Source organism: Bordetella tumbae, assembly GCF_054780995.1.
In genome coordinates this window covers 125,359-143,073 of sequence record NZ_BAAGVG010000003.1, presented here as the reverse complement: position 1 = coordinate 143,073, position 17,715 = coordinate 125,359, and the positions used below count along the sequence as shown (strand labels likewise).

Genomic DNA, 17,715 nt, shown 5'->3' with positions numbered 1-17,715 from the left:
GCCCTTCCGTTGTAGTGGTTATGCGGCTTCGGAGGCCATTTGCACGGCCGAATCAATATCAACAGCAACGATACGCGAAACCCCTTGTTCTTGCATGGTAACGCCAACCAATTGTTTGGCCATTTGCATCGCGATCTTGTTATGCGAGATGAACAGGAACTGCGTCTGCTCGCTCATGTTGCTCACCAGGTTGGCGTAGCGCTCGGTATTGGCGTCATCCAGCGGTGCGTCCACCTCGTCCAGCAGGCAGAACGGAGCAGGGTTCAGTTTGAACAACGCGAACACCAGTGCCGTAGCGGTCAGCGCTTTTTCACCACCCGATAACAAATGAATCGTGCTGTTTCGTTTGCCCGGTGGTTGCGCCATGACCTGCACGCCCGCATCCAGGATTTCGTCGCCGGTCATCGTCAGCTTGGCCTCACCGCCCCCGAACAGCCGTGGGAACAGTTCGCCAAAGTGACCGTTGACCGTATCGAACGTCGCCTGCAGCAGCTCGCGCGTTTCGCGATCGATTTTGCGGATGGCGTCTTCGAGGGTATCGATCGCGGTCAACAAATCCTGTTGCTGGGAGTCGAGAAACTCCTTGCGTTCGCGCGAGGCGTTGAGCTCATCCAACGCGGCCAGATTCACGGAACCCAGCGAATCGATTTGACGTGAAATACGGCCGACTTCGGATTGCAGCCAGTTGGCACGGCGCCACTCATCGGGGCGATCGGCCAATTCCCGGGCCAGCGTCTCGCGGTCTACCTCACGCGCATTCAGTTGCTCGGTGAATTGTTCTTCGGCCAGACGCGCGGCCTGCTCTTGCAATTGCAGTTCGGTAATACGTGCGCGCAGAGGCTCCAGCGCACGCTCTTGTTGCATGCGCTCTTCGTCGGCGCCGCGCAACAGGGCCGACAGATTGTCGAGTTCCTGGCGCGCCCGGGTCAGGGCTTCTTCGCGTTCGGCGCGTGCCTCGAGTGCGTCTTGCAAGCCAGCTTGCGACGCAGACGCGTCGAACTCCGCCAACTCGACCTGCAGCTGTTCGAGCTCGACGGCCCCGCGCTGGCTCTGATCGATCGCCAACTGGCGATTGCGCTGCAGATCCGCGATACGGGATTGCACGCCGCGCTCGGCAAACTCAGCCTCCTGGGCCGCGCGCTCGAGTTCGCGCAATTTGGCGCGTGCGGCCTCGGCTCGAGCGGCGAGATCTTCGCCCTCCATCTCGGCATCGGCAAAACGCGACTGGTGCTCGCCCAATTCCTGGTCCAGCGTTTCGAAGCGTGCTTCGGCCTCCTCGCGCGTCGCACGCAGGTCTTCTTCGTGGGAGGCGATTTCCTCCAAATCCTGGCGCAGGCGTGTCGCCCGTTCACCCGATTGTTCGGCCTGCTGTTGCAAACGCGAGTGTTCGAGCTGGATGTCGTGCACCCTGCGAGTCACCTCAGCCACGCGCTGGCGCGCCGGCGTAATGGCCTGCGACACCTGTTGCCATGCGGTCTCGGCGCGTGCCACAGCGGCTCGCGCCTGGTCTGCTATCAGCTGATGCGCCTTGATCTCGCGCTGCAGGTTTTCGATTTCCTGCTGGCGGGCAAGCATGCCCGCCTGCTCGGAATCGGGAGCATAGAACCGCACGCTATGCGCATCAACCAGATGCCCGGCCTGCACCACGCACGCTGCACCGGGGGGCAGTGCCGCACGAGCAGCCAGCGCCTGGCCCATGTCGGCAGCGGTATAGACGTTACGCAGCCAGTCGTTCAGCAAGGTGCGCAGGTCCGGATCGGTAATGCGCAACAAGCTCGCCAAGGGTGTCAACCCTGCGGGCGCAGCCGGTGCCGGCGCCGCGGCCGGAACCTGATAGAACGCCAGGCGCGCGGGCGGTGCGTCCTCGGCAAAGGCTCGCGACCAGTCGAGGTTGCGCACCTCCATGGCGGCCATGCGCTCGCGCAGAACGGCTTCCAGGGCGTTTTCCCAACCGGGCTCGATATGCAGCTTTTGCCACAGCCGTGCCAGGCCGGTCAGCTCATGCTTGGCCAGCCAAGGCTCTAGCGCGCCTTGCTTCTGGACGTCTTCCTGCAGCTTGACCAACGCGGCCAAGCGAGCCTCGAGGCGGGCCAGGGTCTGGGCGTCTTGCTGGGCGGCTGTCTGTGCGCGGCCGCGTTCGGCGTCGGCCTCCGGGACTTGGGCCTCCAGGTCGGAAAGCTGTTGCTGGGCTTCTTCGAGTTGGTCCTCGCCCACCGCACGGTCGCCCGCCAATTGTTCCAGCCTGGCGAGATCCGGGGTGTGTAATTCGCGTAATTCCTGCTGCAGGCGCTCGCGGCGCTGCTCCAGGTTCTGCAGTTGGCGATCGGCATCGCGTTGCGTCTGCGCTGCCAGGGCCAGATTCTGTTCGACACGAGCCAATGCCCCACGCATCTCGTCGCGCGCAGCCGCGGCATCGCGCACCCGCGATTCCGTTGAGGGCAGACTGGCCTGGGCGTCTTCGGCCAGCGCACGGGCTTCTTCGGTACGAGCAGCGCTGGCGGCCAAGTCTTCCTCGGCCTGGGCGATCTGCTCGACACAGTGGGCTTGCTGGGTTTCCCATTCGGCGATCTGCTGCTGCAGTTGATCCCGCCGCGCCTGCAGGCGGTTGCGCGAATCGACTACGTGGCGGATCTCCGCCTCCAGGCGGCTGACCTGCGCGTTGGCTTCGTAGAGCTGCCCCTGGGCAGTGTGCACGGCATCACTGGCCGCATAGTGGGCCTGGCGGCGCGATTCCAGCTCGAGCTCACCCGCACGCAGCCCCGCGACGGCCGCCTCGAGGTTGGTCTGGGCCTGCGCCATGTCCTGGTTCTTCCGCTGACGCTCATCGCGTGCACCGGTTTCTTTCAAGAGCCAGAGCGCAAATTGTTTTTTCTCGCCGTCGGCCTGCAGCTCGCGGTATTGGCGGGCGACCTCGGCCTGCGCCTCGAGTTTTTCCAGCTGCGACCCCAATTCGCGCAGAATGTCTTCGACGCGGGTCAGGTTTTCCCTAGTATCCGAAAGGCGATTTTCGGTTTCACGGCGGCGTTCTTTGTAGCGCGAGACACCGGCGGCTTCTTCGAGGAACACCCGCAATTCCTCGGGGCGCGCCTCGATCAGGCGGTTGATCATGCCCTGACCGATGATGGCGTACCCACGTGCGCCCAGGCCGGTACCCAGAAAAATATCGTGGATATCGCGGCGGCGTACCTGCTGGTTGTTGACGTAGTAACTGCTGGTGCCGTCGCGCGTGAGCACGCGGCGCACCGCGATCTCGGAATAAGCGCTCCATTGGCCCGCGGCGCGGCCCTCGCTATTGTCGAACACCATTTCGACGGATGCACGCGCGGCAGGTTTGCGATGACCCGAGCCGTTGAAAATCACGTCCTGCATGGATTCGCCACGCAACTCGGAGGCCTTGGCCTCGCCCAATACCCATCTGACGGCATCGATAATGTTGGATTTGCCGCAGCCATTAGGACCCACGACCCCCACCAGCTGACTGGGTACGGGAATCACAGTGGGGTCGACGAACGATTTGAATCCGGCGAGTTTTAGTTGAGTCAGGCGCACAGTACGATGAATGGACGGGTGGGGTTAAACGAATGCGTTGAACAGACCTGCCCTACGAATAGCGAACCGGCCCCTCGGGGACCGTAGAATGGCGAATCTAGTGTGGCTCGTATGATACCCCAGGCCGTTGCCGCCCCACGCTGAAAACGACGCAAATCCCCTCATCCACACGTCAGACGCTATACTCGCTGACACTTTTTTTTCATCCGAAACAGATTTTTTACCGCTGCCGGTTTGCCGGCAGCCACCGGGGACTCTCTTTTGAAACGCGGGTTTTATCTGGTCATGGCCGCTCAGGCCTTCTCGTCTCTGGCGGACAATGCGCTGTTCATCGCGGCGATCGCCTTGATTCTGGAATTACATGGCCCAGACTGGATGGCGCCGCTGATGAAATGGTCGTTCGCACTGTCGTACGTGGTGCTGGCGGCCTTTGTCGGCGCCGTCGCTGACTCGTTCCCCAAAGGGCGGGTGATGTTCGCTACCAATGCCCTCAAGGTCTCCGGCTGCCTGCTGATGTTCCTCTATGCCAACCTGGGCATTCCCGATGAATACCAGACCTATCTGGTCTGTGTGGCCTATGGCCTGGTCGGCGTCGGCGCGGCCGCCTACTCGCCCGCGAAATACGGCATCGTGACCGAAATGCTGCCCCCGGAGATGCTGGTCAAGGGCAATAGCTGGATCGAAGGCCTGACGGTGTTCTCCATCATTCTGGGCACAGTACTGGGAGGCGTGCTGATTTCTCCGGCCGCCTCGACCGTGCTGCTCGATCACCACCTCATCGGCAAATGGGTGCAAACCCCCGCCGAAGCCGCCATTCTGGTCATCGCCTGCGTCTATCTGCTGGCCGCGCTCTGCAATCTGCTGATCCCGAACACCCATGTGCGCTACCCGCCGCAGCAGAAAAACCCCATCAAGCTCACACGCGTCTTTGCCAGCTATGTCCGCGTCCTGTGGCAAGACAAACTGGGCCAGATTTCCCTGGCCGTCACCACCCTGTTTTGGGGAGCCGGTGCGGTCCTGCAGTTGATCGTGATCGAGTGGGGACGGCAGCATTTGGGCTATAGGCTCGACGAGGCCTCAATGCTGATGGGCGTCGCAGCCGTCGGCACCGTCGTAGGTTCGATTCTGGCGGGACGTATTCCCCTGCGCAAAGCCCTATGTGTTTTACCCGTCGGCGCGCTGATGGGTCTGGTAGTGCTGCTCATGCCTCTGGTGCAGAGTACGTGGGCGGTGTATGGCGTGCTGCTCTTGACCGGCGGGCTGGCCGGATTCTTTGTCGTACCCATGAATGCGCTGCTGCAGCACCGGGGACATGTCCTGTTATCGGCCGGCCACTCTATCGCCGTGCAAAACTTCAACGAACAGCTCAACATCCTGTTGATGGTGGCGATTTATACACTGATGCTGTGGCTGGAAATGCCCATCAACGTCATTATCGTGCTGTTTGGCGTGCTGGTTGCCATCCTGATGGTGTTGTTCATGCGCTGGAGCCGCCGCAACCTCAATGCGAATCCCGCATTGCACGAACAAATCGGCCAAGAGGGGCACGGCCACGCGATCAAGCAGCACTGAACGCCTGAGCGATGAGCGCCCGTGCTGTTGGGCGCTCATTTGATCGCCACGGCAATTATCCTGGGCGGCGTCTGTGTAGCGTGGCACTCGGCCTCGCGCCGTTGCCTCGCTGAACTCGTCCAGCCTTAAGGGCTGCGCCGTGATCAGGTCAGCGCCACCGCAAGCTGCAGATCCTGCCAGGCGCGCGCCTTTTCGACCGGGCTGCGCAGCAAATACGCTGGGTGATAACTGACCACGACGGGGATACGGTGCCCATCGTCCATGGTCCACACATGCTGGCGCCCACGCAAACTGCCTATCGTGGCATCCGTTCCCAACAGTGTCTGGGCGGCAAAACGGCCCAACACCAGAATCCGCTCTGGCCGAATCAGCTCGATCTGGCGCTTCAGATAGGGACTGCACGCGGCGATTTCCTCGGGCTTGGGATTGCGATTGCCCGGAGGCCGGCACTTGATCACGTTAGCGATAAAGACGTCTTTTTCGCGGCTCATCCCCACGGCGCTCAACATCGCGTCCAGCAGTTGACCAGAGCGCCCCACGAAAGGCAGGCCCTGACGGTCCTCTTGTTCGCCCGGCGCCTCGCCCACAACCATCCAGCGCGCAGGACGAGCTCCCATGCCGAAAACGGCATGGCGGCGCCCCTGGCACAGGCCGCAGGCAGTGCACTGCTGGACTTGCTCGCGCAAAGCGTCGAAATCGGTCGCGGCGACAACGGGTTCTGCCACAGGGGTCGGCGCACGCGCCGCGGGCGCCGCGCCTGCTGTTGGACGGGTCGGCGCCGACACAGGCCGCACGGGTGTGCCACCACGTTCGCTCTGCGCGGACGCCCCAGCAGTCGAAGCAGCGCCGGCAACAGGCGCTGCCACGCCACGGTGGCCCGCTGCGCCAGGAGCATCCGCGGCTCCGTCTGCATCGGGATGGCCGGCGCCGACTGCGGCACCCGAGCGAGTCGCTGGGCCACCGACGGTATCGGCGTGCCCCCCTGCCCGCAGCGCGTCTCTCGCCTGCGCCGCTGGGCCTTGGCGTGCGCCCGCATCGGGGTCTGATTCAGCCGCCTGCGCCGAGGCCGTCGACGCCGCCGATCCTGGCAGCGGATCTGCGGCTTTTAGCCACGTTTTCTCAATACCGATTTCGCGCAGCCAAAGCTTTTGCAGCGCATTGATGCGGGGAGCCTCCAGCGCGACACCGTCGGCCGTATGTGCCAGGTCGTCAAGCACCTGCGTCATTGCGACGATCCCTCGCTCACCAGCATTTTCTGCATCACCAAGGCGTCCTCGCGCTGTCCCTTACCCGTAGGATAATAGCCGCGCCGCACCCCGATACGCCGAAAACCGCATTTTTCATAGAATGCCAGTGCCGAGGTGTTGGACGGGCGAACCTCCAGCATCACGGCAGGTAAATCGTGTTGCCGCGCGATTTGCTCGCACCACCCCAGCAGCACGCTGCCGAATCCGTGGCGATGCTGTGCGCGAGACACGCCTATCACCAGCAAATGCGCCACATCAGGCGCCAGCATCACCAAGCAGAACCCGACAACGTTACCGCCCTGGCGCAACACGCAGGCCTCGTACCCGGATGCCAATGCATCGGCAAAATTGCCTCGCGTCCATGGGAACGCCTGCAAACTGGCCTCCAAATCGGCCACAGCCTCCACATCCGTCTCGGCCATGGGTTCAAGCACGGGTGCGGGCCAGGCGGGTGCGGCCTTGGGGTTGCCACCCAGACCGCGCTCACGTTCTGCCGTGGTGAAGGCAATTTTGTCTCGCACATACAGGGGTGCAGCCAACTCGGGAGCCGCAGCCTCGCCACGCAACCATGCCTGCCGCGCCAAATGCGCCACGGCGCTGGCCTGCGGCCGGGAGGCAGCGTTGCGCCGCCAATTTGCAGGCGGCGCCATCTCGGCCGCGTAAACGTCCCAGGCATCGCCTGCCAAACGGAGTGGCATTGTCCCAGGCGAAGCCATCAATCCTCCGACCAAGCCCCCCGCCAGACCGTCAACCAGCCCTCCGGCCAAGCCATGGCCCAGCCGCCCATTCTGGTCATTGGTCGCCCATGACGGCAGATGATGCGCCACCCATGGCACCGCCTCGTCCGCGGCGATCAGCATGGGAGCCTGCAAGGTCAGCCAGGGACGCTTGCTGTCTGCCCCATAAGCGTAGACGGCCAGATAGACCTCGTTCATCCGTGCATCCAGCGCCACCAGCACCCTGTCGCCCGGTTGAGCGCCGGTTTCGTACGCCACGGCCAGATGAGACACGACGGGCACGACGGGTATCCCCAGCGCCAAACCCATCCCCTGAGCAACGCCGCAAGCCACCCGCAAGCCCGTAAAGCCGCCAGGCCCCTGGCCGAACGCAATCGCGTCCAGATCGTCCGGCGTGAGCCCCGCCTGCTCCAGGAGCTGTCCCGCCATCGGCAGCAATCGCTCGGCGTGTTCCTGGGCGCCTTCGTGTTCCAGCACGGAAACCGTGCAGCCGGCATCGGTTTCGCGCAAAAGGGCCACCCCGCAACGCGAGGAGGAGGTTTCGAGGGCCAACAGGTTCAAATTCATAGGGGGAGATTGTACGAAATCCCAAGAACCCCCTTCTAGGACCAAGGGGGGGATTTCAACCTTAATGCGCAATGTGTAATATCTTGTGAATACCCACTAGCCGTTGATTCTTGTCACTGTTACATTTCCGGCCATGAATACGCAAAACACCAATCCCGTCCGCAAAATTCTCGTCGTCGATGACGATCCTCGCCTGCGCGATCTGCTGCGCAGGTACTTGTCGGAACAAGGATTCAACGTCTTTGTCGCCGAAGACGCCAAAGAAATGGGCAAGCTCTGGCAGCGCGAGCATTTTGACCTGCTCGTTCTGGACTTGATGCTGCCCGGTGAAGACGGTCTGTCGATCTGCCGCCGCCTGCGCGGTGGTCACGACAATACCCCCATCATCATGCTGACAGCCAAGGCCGAGGAAATCGACCGCATCGTCGGCCTCGAAATGGGCGCTGACGACTATCTGTCCAAGCCCTTCAACCCCCGCGAGCTGTTGGCTCGTATCAACGCCATCCTGCGCCGCCGGGGCACCGAAGAACATCCCGGGGCTCCCAGCCAGGAAAACGAGTCCATCGCGTTTGGACCGTATACCCTCAATCTGTCGACCCGTACGCTCACGCGCAACAACGAACAAGTCCCCATCACCACGGGCGAATTCTCCGTGCTCAAGGTCTTTGCGCGTCACCCCAAGATCCCGCTGTCGCGTGACAAGCTGATGGAATTGGCCCGCGGCCGCGAATACGAAGCCTTCGATCGCAGTCTGGACGTGCAAATCTCGCGTTTGCGCAAGCTGATCGAACCCAACCCGTCCAAGCCGGTCTTCATCCAGACGGTCTGGGGTCTGGGCTACGTCTTCGTTCCGGATGGCGGCAGCTGATCGTCCCAAAGGATCTCGACAAGCACGACGTCTTGTGCCCGGTGTACGCAGGATCCTCCGCAACCTGACCTCACGACTCAGGTTAGGGCTGTTCGGCCGCACGTTTTTGCTGCTGGCAGCCCTGATGCTCGTGAGCCTCGGGGCATGGCTGCAGGTTTTCTTCAGTATGGAACTAGGCCCGCGCGCCAACCAAATGGCGCAACGGGTCATTACGGCCGTCAATATCACCCGCACGGCGCTGATCTATTCCGACGACACCGAGCGCAGCAAGCTGCTGCTGGATCTGGCCACCAACGAGGGGATTCAGGTCTATCCTCGCGAGGTCACGGATTTCACCGAGGCCTTGCCCGAAGACGACTACTGGCAACGTGTCGCTCAGCATATACGTACCCGCTTTGGCCCCGAAACCCAGATCATGTGGGGCGTCAATCAAGTCCCGGGCTTCTGGGTCAGTTTCCAGATCAATCAGGACCTGTATTGGCTGGTCTTCGAACGCGAACAAATCGGCCTGACGGGCGGTATAGAATGGCTGGGCTGGGGTGCGACCGCCCTGCTGCTCTCTCTCGTGGGGGCTGCCGTCAGCGTAGGCTTTGTCAACCGGCCGCTCTCCCGATTAGCGCGGGCCGCGCAGGTATTGTCTCGTGGCGAAACGCCTGCCTCCCTGCCCGAAAATGGCCCGCTGGAGATCCGGGATCTCAACGCCTCGTTTAACCGGATGGCAAAAGACCTCCGGCAAGCCGAAGCCGATCGCGAACTCATGCTGGCAGGGATCTCGCATGATTTGCGCACCCCGTTGGCCCGTATGCGGCTCGAGATCGAAATGAGCGGCGTATCCGAGGATGCGCGCCAGGCGATCGACGATGACCTGGGGCAAATCGATCACAGCATCGGCCAGCTCATGGAATATGCCCGCCCCGCGGGCACGCTGCCCCAAGTCGCCACGAATATCTCTGAAGTCCTCGCAGAGCTATATGAACGCGAGCGCAGCCATACCGCCTCATTGGGCGGTAATCTTGACGCGTTCATCGAACCCGACCTGCACGCCCGCGTAACGGCCCTGGACCTCAGGCGCGTCGTCAGTAACCTCATCGAAAATGCGCGCCGCTACGGCCGCTCTGCCGACGGCCAGGCTCATCTCATCATGAGCCTGCATAGCGAAGGCGGCTCGCTGATCATCGAGGTCTCTGACCGCGGGCCGGGCATCGCCCCCGATGACGTCGATCGCCTGCTCCGTCCCTTTTCACGGGGCGAAGCTGCCCGCACTGGCGTCAGTGGGGCGGGCTTGGGCTTGGCCATTGTTGAACGCTTGCTCAAACACGTAGGCGGGTCATTGAAAATGCTGGAACGCCAGGGCGGCGGATTGACCGCACGGATAGAGATTCCCAAAGCTCGATTTAGAAATTATCAATTAGACAGCGATAGCCAATAGCGTAAAATTTGGGTCTTAGCACGCGATACTGTGTGCCTTCATTCCACCCAACAACTTACGGGAGCATTCATGAAAACTGTTGGCGATAAACTCGAGCCCTTCAAGGTTGCCGGTGTCAAGCCTGGCTTCAATCAGCACGAAGAAAACGGTGTTTCGGCGTTCGAAGACATCACCGAAAGCTCCTTTCCCGGTAAGTGGAAAATCATCTACTTCTACCCGAAAGACTTCACGTTCGTGTGCCCGACCGAAATCGTCGGTTTCAACAAACTGGCCAACGACTTCGCAGACCGCGACGCCGTTCTGTTGGGCGGTTCGGTGGACAACGAGTTCGTAAAGCTGGCATGGCGCCGTGAGCATCCGGACCTGAACAAGCTGGGTCACTACCAATTCGGCGACGTCACCGGCTCGCTGATCGACCAACTGGGCATCCGTGACAAAGAAGCTGGCGTGGCTCTGCGCGCTACCTTCATCGTCGACCCGGACAACACCATCCAGCACGTGTCGGTCAACAACCTGAACGTGGGTCGCAACCCCGAAGAAATCCTGCGTTTGCTCGACGGTCTGCAAACCGATGAGCTGTGCCCTTGCAACCGTACGGTTGGCGGCGCAACGCTGTAATTTCTCAGCCCGGCCCTGCCGGGCTTTTCCTGATCCAGATTATAGGTAAAAACTATGGAATTCATCTCAGCCATCAAGGAACAACTGCCGGATTGGGCCAAAGACATTCGCCTGAATCTGGACGGCGTGATTGCTCGCTCGACGCTGGCCCCGGAAGACGCCGTAGGCGCAGCGCTGTCGGCCGCCTTTGCGGCGCGCAGCCCCGTGCTGATCGAGGCGTTCAAAAGCGGCCTGTCGGAAACCGACGCCAATGCCGCACTGACGGCCTCGGCGTTGATGGGCATGAACAATATCTGGTATCCCTACGTTGAGATGACCGGCGACGATCAACTCAAAAGCCTGCCGGCTCAATTGCGTATGAATGCATATGCGACGCATGGTGGGGTAGATAAGAAACGCTTTGAGCTGTTTGCCTTGGCGGCTTCTATCATCGGCAAATGCCATTTCTGCGTGCAGTCGCACTATGAGAATCTGAAGAAAGATGGGTTCAGTGTGGAGCAGTTGCGGGATGTGGGGAGGATTGCGGCTGTGGTGAATGCTGCGGCGTTGTCGTTGGCGGCGCAAGGGAAGTGATTTTGCTGTAGGGTGTTTAGTAGTAGTACTTATGGACGTCGATGCGGGGCAGTGGCCGCGTGGGGGCTTCACGTGGCCGGTCCGGCGCCCTGCGCGCCGGACACCGTGTTCGCTCACCTCGTCCGCGCCTTCGCGCTCCCTACGGTGTCCGCTCCACTCGGCCACGAGGCGCCCCCACGCGGCCACTGCCCCGCATCGACTCGCAGTAACTCAAGCTCATCACATCGCTGGCACGGCTTTCTTGCTTGGCGTTTTTCTGCATCAGCCTGGGTGAAGAGAAGGATCTTGCAGGGCTGCGATTTTCGGGGGCCCTGCACCCCCGAAAATCGCGTTCGGGATCGGCATGCACAGGCTGTGGCACCGTTGCATGACAAAAGATCTCTCGAGTCACATTGACGTAATGCCACTCATGGCGCTCGTTATAGCGCGGCTCGACGACCAATAGAACTCCTAGCTCGCCCTAAGCACCAAACCGCAAAAAAAGCCCTTCACTCCATTCTAGCCAGCAAGGCAACCACGGTAGCGGCAATTCCTTCTTTACGCCCCAGATACCCCAGCCCCTCGTTAGTCTTGGCCTTGATGTTGATCACGTCCACCTCAACGCCAACATCAGCAGCGATATTCGCCACCATCGCGGCTGCATGAGGACCGATTTTCGGCGCTTGGGCATGAACGGTAGCGTCGATATTCACCGGCACCCACCCGGCCGCGCGAATTTTGGCAACAGCATCTCGCAATAGCACACGACTGTCGGCGCCCTTATAGGCAGGATCCGTGTCCGGGAAATGCCGCCCGATGTCGCCCAATCCAGCCGCCCCAAGCAACGCATCCGTCACCGCATGCAGCAACACATCCGCATCCGAATGCCCCTGTAAGCCATGCGTATGCGGAATCGTGACGCCGCCGATAATCAACGGACGGCCCATCACCAAGGCATGCACGTCAAAGCCCTGACCGACTCGGAAAGGAAAACTCATTCAATACTCCAGAAAAAACTTGCTGCCCCCAAGGAGGCATTTTCGCCTTGTGGCGGCCCGGCGGCGAGAAAAAACCCCACGTCGCGCCTTTGGCTTGCTGCCCCCCCAGGAGGCATTTTCGCCTTGTGGCGGCCCGGCGGCGAGAACCCCCCCACGCCGCGCCTTTGGCTTGCTGCCCCCCAGGGGGGCATTTTTTTGCCTTGGGGCGGCCCGGCGGCAAAAAGCAGCGTCAAAGCCATGTCCCCATCAATTCAAAATCATCCGGCCACGTCACCTTGAAATTGCGTAACGACCCGGGTACCAGCAAAGGCGTATAGCCAGCCGCCTCAATCGCCGACGCCTCATCAGTAACCGCCACCCCCGCAGATTGCGCGCTCGCCAATGCCGTGCGCAGCAGGCCAGCCCGGAACATCTGAGGAGTCTGTGCCAGCCATAACCCCTCGCGATCCAGCGTTGCACGCACCCGGGGCTCAGCATGAGTTGACGAGTCACTTGGGACACCATTGTCACTAGTCCCGTCACCAACCGGCATCAATGCCTGGGCAGCAGACTGGCCGCGCGAAGTCCCGGTATCGAGCCTGCGCTGCGATTTCACCGTATCCGCCACCGGCAATGCCAGCAGTCCGCCCACAGCGTCAAAAAGGCAAGCATCGATCAGACGAGCCAAAGCCCCCGCCGGCAAACCAGGACGCGCTGCATCGTGGACCAGCACCCAGTCATCATCTGCCGCCCCACTGTCGGCCAACGCCGCTGCCACCGTCTCAGCCCGTGTGGGGCCTCCACACGGCCTGCAGACGGTGCGGGGCAAGCCAGCCAGGGCCTCAGCGGCCCAGCCGTCATCGGCAGACACTGCCACCCGCACCTGGGCAATACGGGCGTCCGCCAGCAACGCCTGCACCGCGTGGCGCAGCATAGGCTGCCCCGCAATCAGGCGATATTGCTTGGGCGGGCCCGATTCACCGGCCCGTGTAGCACGCTGGCCGACGCCGGCGGCAGGAACAATTGCAATTAGAGAGTCAGTCATGGCCGAGAGATTTTATAATCTTCCGCCTGATGTCTGATTCCTCACTCCTGAATGCGGCCTCGCGGATCCCCGCCACTGCCGCCACACTGTCCGCCCTGAAACCCGGCGCACGCTACGCGCAGCCGCGTCCACCAGGCTCGGCCGACGCATGGCTATTGGCCGACCTCGCCCGGCAAAGCGGCCGGCCGCTTGTCGTTCTGACGGCGGCTCCCCTGGAGGCACAGCGGCTCGCCGACGAGATCCCCCAGTTCGCGCCCGACCTGCGGGTACGGCAATTGCCCGACTGGGAAACGCTGCCGTACGACGCGTTCTCGCCCCATCAGGATTTGGTGTCGGAACGCCTGCATACCCTGCATGCCCTCATGCAGCATACGGTCGATGTGCTGCTCGTGCCGGTCACGACGGCCCTGTATCGTCTGGCCCCGCCCTCGTTTCTGGCTGCCTATACGTTCTCGTTCAAGCAGAAAGACAAGCTGGACGAGGCCGCGCTGCGCGCCCAACTGACATTGGCAAACTACGCCCACGTCACCCAGGTCACGGCGCCCGGGGAGTTCTGTCTGCGCGGGGGATTGATCGATCTGTTCCCCATGGGGTCGGCGGTGCCCTACCGGCTGGACCTGTTTGACGACGAAATCGAGTCCATACGCAGCTTTGACGTCGACACGCAACGCAGTCTGTACCCGGTGCGCGACGTACAGTTGCTGCCGGGCCGCGAGTTTCCGATGGACGAAGAATCGCGCAATCGATTCAGGGCACGTTTTCGCGAGGAATTCGAAGGCGACCCGTCACGCGCCTTGCCCTACAAAGATATCGGCAACGGCATCGCTTTTGCCGGTGTCGAGTATTACCTGCCGCTGTTCTTTGACGAGACCGCAACGCTATTCGACTATCTGCCGGCCGATGCGATTACCGTCACATTGGGCGATATCGAAGACGCGATCCAACGCTTCAGCCAGGACACCAGCACTCGTTATACGTTCCTGAAAAGCGACCGCGAGCGCCCTGTACTGCCGCCCTCGGCCCTGTTTCTGGACAGCGAAGGGCTGCATGGCCGATTCAAGGCGTTTCCGCGCCTGGCATTGACCGAGGGAGCACCGCATCCGGATTTCTCCACGGCGCCCAACGTCAGCATCAGCCGCCGCGCCGAAGACCCCATCGCTCGCCTGCGCGCCTTGTTGGCGCGCGGCGAATCGCGCGTCTTGCTGTGCGCAGATTCGGCAGGCCGGCGCGAAACGCTGGCGCAAATGCTGACCGAGTTCGAGCTGCCACCGGATGCGCAGCCGGAAACGCTGCAGGAATTTCTCGTTTCTCAGTCCTCTTTTGCCCTGCTCGCGGCGCCGTTGTCGGCGGGCTTTGGCATCCCTTCGGCCGAACTGCTGTTTCTCACCGAAAACGACCTGTATCCGGGCAATGCCGGTGGAACGCGGCGTGGCCGGCGCGATCAGGAACGCACCAGCAACGTCGAAGCCATGGTGCGGGACTTGTCCGAGTTGCGCGCCGGCGACCCAGTCGTCCACGCGCAGCACGGCATCGGGCGATACCATGGCCTGATCAACATGGACATGGGCGACGGCGAGATGGAATTCCTGCATCTCGAATACGCCAACGGCAGCACGTTATACGTGCCCGTTTCGCAGCTGCATGTCATTGCCCGCTATAGCGGCGCAGACCCCGATGCCGCACCGCTGCATCAACTGGGATCGGGCCAATGGGACAAGGCTCGCCGCAAAGCCGCCCGCCAGGTGCGCGACACGGCCGCCGAACTGTTGGCGCTGTACGCACAACGCGCGGCACGCGAAGGCTATACCTTTAACCTGCCCATCAACGACTATGAAGCCTTTGCCGAAGGCTTTGGCTTCGAAGAAACGCCCGACCAGGCTGCCGCGATTCAAGCCGTCATTAGCGACATGACCTCGGGCCGCCCGATGGATCGCCTGGTGTGCGGCGACGTCGGCTTTGGCAAAACCGAAGTCGCGCTGCGCGCCGCCTTTCTGGCCGTCGCCAATGGCAAACAGGTGGCTTTGCTCTGCCCCACGACACTGTTGGCCGAACAGCATGCCCAGACCTTTGCCGACCGCTTTGCCGATTGGCCTGTGCGCGTGGTCGAGCTCTCGCGTTTCCGTTCCTCAAAAGAAGTCGCCGATGCCATCACAGGCATCAACGATGGCCGTGTCGACATCGTGATCGGCACGCACAAGATCCTGTCTAAAGACGTACGTTTCAAGCGCCTGGGCCTGGTCATCATCGACGAGGAACACCGTTTTGGCGTACGCCAGAAAGAGGCGCTGAAGGCCCTGCGCGCCGAAGTCGATGTCTTGACGCTGACCGCCACGCCCATCCCGCGCACCCTGGGCATGTCGCTCGAAGGCATACGCGATTTCTCCGTCATTGCCACCGCACCGCAAAAGCGTTTGGCGATCAAGACCTTTGTCCGTCGCGAAGACGGCAGCACCATACGTGAGGCCCTGCTGCGCGAACTCAAGCGTGGCGGCCAGGCCTATTTCCTGCACAACGAAGTCGAGACCATCCACAACCGTCGCGCGCGCCTCGAAGAACTCGTACCCGAAGCCCGCATCGCCGTCGCGCACGGCCAAATGCCCGAGCGCGAGCTGGAACAAGTGATGAAGGGCTTTTATCAGCAGCGCTTTAACGTGTTGCTATGTACCACCATCATCGAAACGGGCATCGACGTGCCCAGCGCCAACACCATCGTCATCCATCGCGCCGATCGCTTCGGCCTGGCGCAATTGCACCAGCTGCGCGGCCGGGTCGGGCGCTCTCACCACCAGGCTTATGCTTACCTGATGACGCCTGGCGAAGACGCGATTACCTCCAACGCCAAAAAACGTTTGGAAGCGATTCAGGCGATGGAAGAGCTGGGCTCTGGTTTTTATCTCGCCATGCACGATCTGGAAATCCGCGGCACGGGCGAAGTCCTGGGCGAATCGCAATCCGGCAACATCCACGAAATCGGCTTCTCGATGTACAACGAGATGCTCAACGAGGCCGTGCGCGCGCTCAAGGCAGGCGAAGAACCCGATCTGGATGCGCCGTTCAACCTGGCATGCGAGGTCAATCTGCATGCTCCGGCGCTGCTCCCCTCCGACTATTGTGCGGATGTGCATGCACGTCTGGCTATCTACAAACGCCTATCGCACGCCGAAGACGAAGACGATCTGATCCGCATCCAGGAAGAACTCATCGATCGCTTTGGCAAACTGCCCGAGGCCGCACAAGTACTGCTGACGACGCACCGCCTGAGACTGGCGGCGCAACCGCTGGGCATCATCAAGATCGATGCCAGCGAAAACCAGGCACTGATCCAGTTCGGCCCCAAAACCACGGTCGATCCCGCTCGGATCATCGAGCTGATACAAAAACAGCGCCATATCAAATTGGCCGGCCCGGACAAGTTACGCATCGAGTTCACCGTCGTCAAAGTCTCCACGCGTGCCGATGCCGTACGCGCGGTACTGCGCTCATTGAAATAGCCCATGCGTGCCGACGAACTCGATCAAACACCCTTTGCATGGCGCTGAAAATGCGCCTGCAAAATAGTCTCTTTCAGGTCCGCGTTATGCTTTGAGCTGCATTCGCACGCACCGGCCCTTCACCGACACACTTTCTGCCATGTCTACCACTCATCTCGTCATTCAATCCCCAGCACTCGGCGCTGCGCAGGTCGAACAATTAGCGGCCCTGGCGCAAGCTCAAGGCGTCGTCCATCTCAGCGCCACAGCCTCTCGTCTATTGGACGTATCGCAAGACGCCGACGTGCGCACACAGGTCACGGCCTGGGGAGAACAGCACGGCATCGACACGGCATTCGTACCTGCCGGCGTTCGTCTGTCGCAATGTAAAGTATTGGCGATGGACATGGATTCCACGCTGATCAACATCGAGTGCATCGACGAAATCGCCGGCGTCGCCGGGGTCAAACCCAAAGTCGCCGAGATCACCGAGGCGGCGATGCGAGGCGAGATCAAGGACTTCTCGGAAAGCCTGCGCCGTCGGGTGGCCTTGCTGGAGGGCACCCCGGCATCGGCACTGGAACAGGTATATGCAGACAAACTGCGCCTGAATCCGGGTGCGGAGCAATTGATATCAACGGCACAGGCGGCCGGGATCAAGGTGCTATTAGTGTCAGGGGGATTCACGTTCTTTACAGAACGCCTGCGCCAACGCCTGAATCTCGATAGCGCGTATGCCAACACCTTGGAAATCAAAGATGGCGTGCTGACTGGCAAAGTGCTCGGCGATATTTTGGATGCAGACGCCAAACTGATGCATCTGCGCGCGTTCGCGCAAACATATGACGCACGTCCAGACCAGATCATTGCTCTGGGTGATGGGGCTAATGATCTCAAGATGTTGGGGTTTGCCCGCTATGCGGTGGCTTATCGGGCCAAGCCGATTGTGAGACAGCAGACGCCTTATGCGTTGAATGTAGCGGGGTTGGATGGCGTGCTGAATTGGTTCGAAGGCGGTCTGGGTGCTTAGCCTTCGTAGGCAGTGACGTTTGCCGCGAGAAGGATGTTGCAGGATTGCCATAAC

12 protein-coding genes are annotated in these 17,715 nt (G+C 61.4%); 7 read left to right on the top strand and 5 right to left on the bottom strand.

Annotated features, from left to right (window positions below; genetic code table 11):
* Positions 1-18: 18 nt before the first annotated feature.
* Positions 19-3,549 (bottom strand): chromosome segregation protein SMC, encoded by a 3,531-nt coding sequence (gene smc, locus ACYVI2_RS02180; RefSeq protein WP_415822482.1) that lies wholly within the window; start codon positions 3,547-3,549, stop codon positions 19-21.
* 261 nt (positions 3,550-3,810) lie between these two features.
* Between smc and lplT the strand changes: the two genes are divergently transcribed.
* Positions 3,811-5,121, top strand: coding sequence for a lysophospholipid transporter LplT (gene lplT, locus ACYVI2_RS02175; protein ID WP_415822481.1), 1,311 nt, complete (start codon positions 3,811-3,813; stop codon positions 5,119-5,121).
* 143 nt (positions 5,122-5,264) lie between these two features.
* Here lplT and ACYVI2_RS02170 read toward each other — a convergent pair whose 3' ends face one another.
* Together ACYVI2_RS02170 and tsaB are read right to left on the bottom strand one after the other, a co-directional pair.
* Positions 5,265-6,347, bottom strand: a complete 1,083-nt coding sequence (locus ACYVI2_RS02170; RefSeq protein WP_460490254.1) for a uracil-DNA glycosylase — start codon at positions 6,345-6,347, stop codon at positions 5,265-5,267.
* Entirely contained in the window at positions 6,344-7,672 is a 1,329-nt protein-coding gene (tsaB, locus tag ACYVI2_RS02165) for a tRNA (adenosine(37)-N6)-threonylcarbamoyltransferase complex dimerization subunit type 1 TsaB (RefSeq protein ID WP_415822479.1), read from the bottom strand. Before tsaB ends, ACYVI2_RS02170 begins: the two co-directional genes overlap by 4 nt.
* Before the next feature lie 133 nt (positions 7,673-7,805).
* Between tsaB and risA the strand changes: the two genes are divergently transcribed.
* The 4 genes from risA (at position 7,806) to ACYVI2_RS02145 (ending at position 11,160) form a co-directional block, all read left to right on the top strand.
* Complete coding sequence (gene risA / locus ACYVI2_RS02160; RefSeq protein WP_094821448.1) at positions 7,806-8,540, top strand: response regulator transcription factor RisA; 735 nt, start codon at positions 7,806-7,808, stop codon at positions 8,538-8,540.
* A 34-nt stretch (positions 8,541-8,574) separates the two neighbouring features.
* Positions 8,575-9,969: a two-component system sensor histidine kinase family protein gene (gene risS / locus ACYVI2_RS02155; RefSeq protein WP_460490253.1), complete on the top strand. Its 1,395-nt coding sequence runs from the start codon at positions 8,575-8,577 to the stop codon at positions 9,967-9,969.
* Positions 9,970-10,038: 69 nt separating this feature from the next.
* Positions 10,039-10,587, top strand: a complete 549-nt coding sequence (locus tag ACYVI2_RS02150) for a peroxiredoxin (RefSeq protein WP_415808391.1) — start codon at positions 10,039-10,041, stop codon at positions 10,585-10,587.
* A 54-nt stretch (positions 10,588-10,641) separates the two neighbouring features.
* A complete protein-coding gene (locus ACYVI2_RS02145; RefSeq protein WP_094821451.1) occupies positions 10,642-11,160 on the top strand; it encodes a carboxymuconolactone decarboxylase family protein in 519 nt (172 codons plus the stop codon).
* 488 nt (positions 11,161-11,648) lie between these two features.
* Here the strand turns inward: ACYVI2_RS02145 and ispF are convergent, their stop codons facing one another.
* Positions 11,649-12,137 (bottom strand): 2-C-methyl-D-erythritol 2,4-cyclodiphosphate synthase, encoded by a 489-nt coding sequence (gene ispF / locus ACYVI2_RS02140; RefSeq protein ID WP_415821905.1) that lies wholly within the window; start codon positions 12,135-12,137, stop codon positions 11,649-11,651.
* Positions 12,138-12,366: 229 nt separating this feature from the next.
* Positions 12,367-13,161: an IspD/TarI family cytidylyltransferase gene (locus tag ACYVI2_RS02135; RefSeq protein WP_415821904.1), complete on the bottom strand. Its 795-nt coding sequence runs from the start codon at positions 13,159-13,161 to the stop codon at positions 12,367-12,369.
* 29 nt (positions 13,162-13,190) lie between these two features.
* On the opposite strand from ACYVI2_RS02135, the gene mfd reads away from it, so the two are divergent.
* Entirely contained in the window at positions 13,191-16,652 is a 3,462-nt protein-coding gene (mfd, locus tag ACYVI2_RS02130; RefSeq protein ID WP_415821903.1) for a transcription-repair coupling factor, read from the top strand.
* A 139-nt stretch (positions 16,653-16,791) separates the two neighbouring features.
* Positions 16,792-17,661 carry a phosphoserine phosphatase SerB gene (serB, locus tag ACYVI2_RS02125; protein WP_415821902.1) on the top strand — a complete coding sequence of 290 codons (870 nt, stop codon included), beginning with the start codon at positions 16,792-16,794 and terminating at the stop codon, positions 17,659-17,661.
* Positions 17,662-17,715 lie beyond the last annotated feature (54 nt).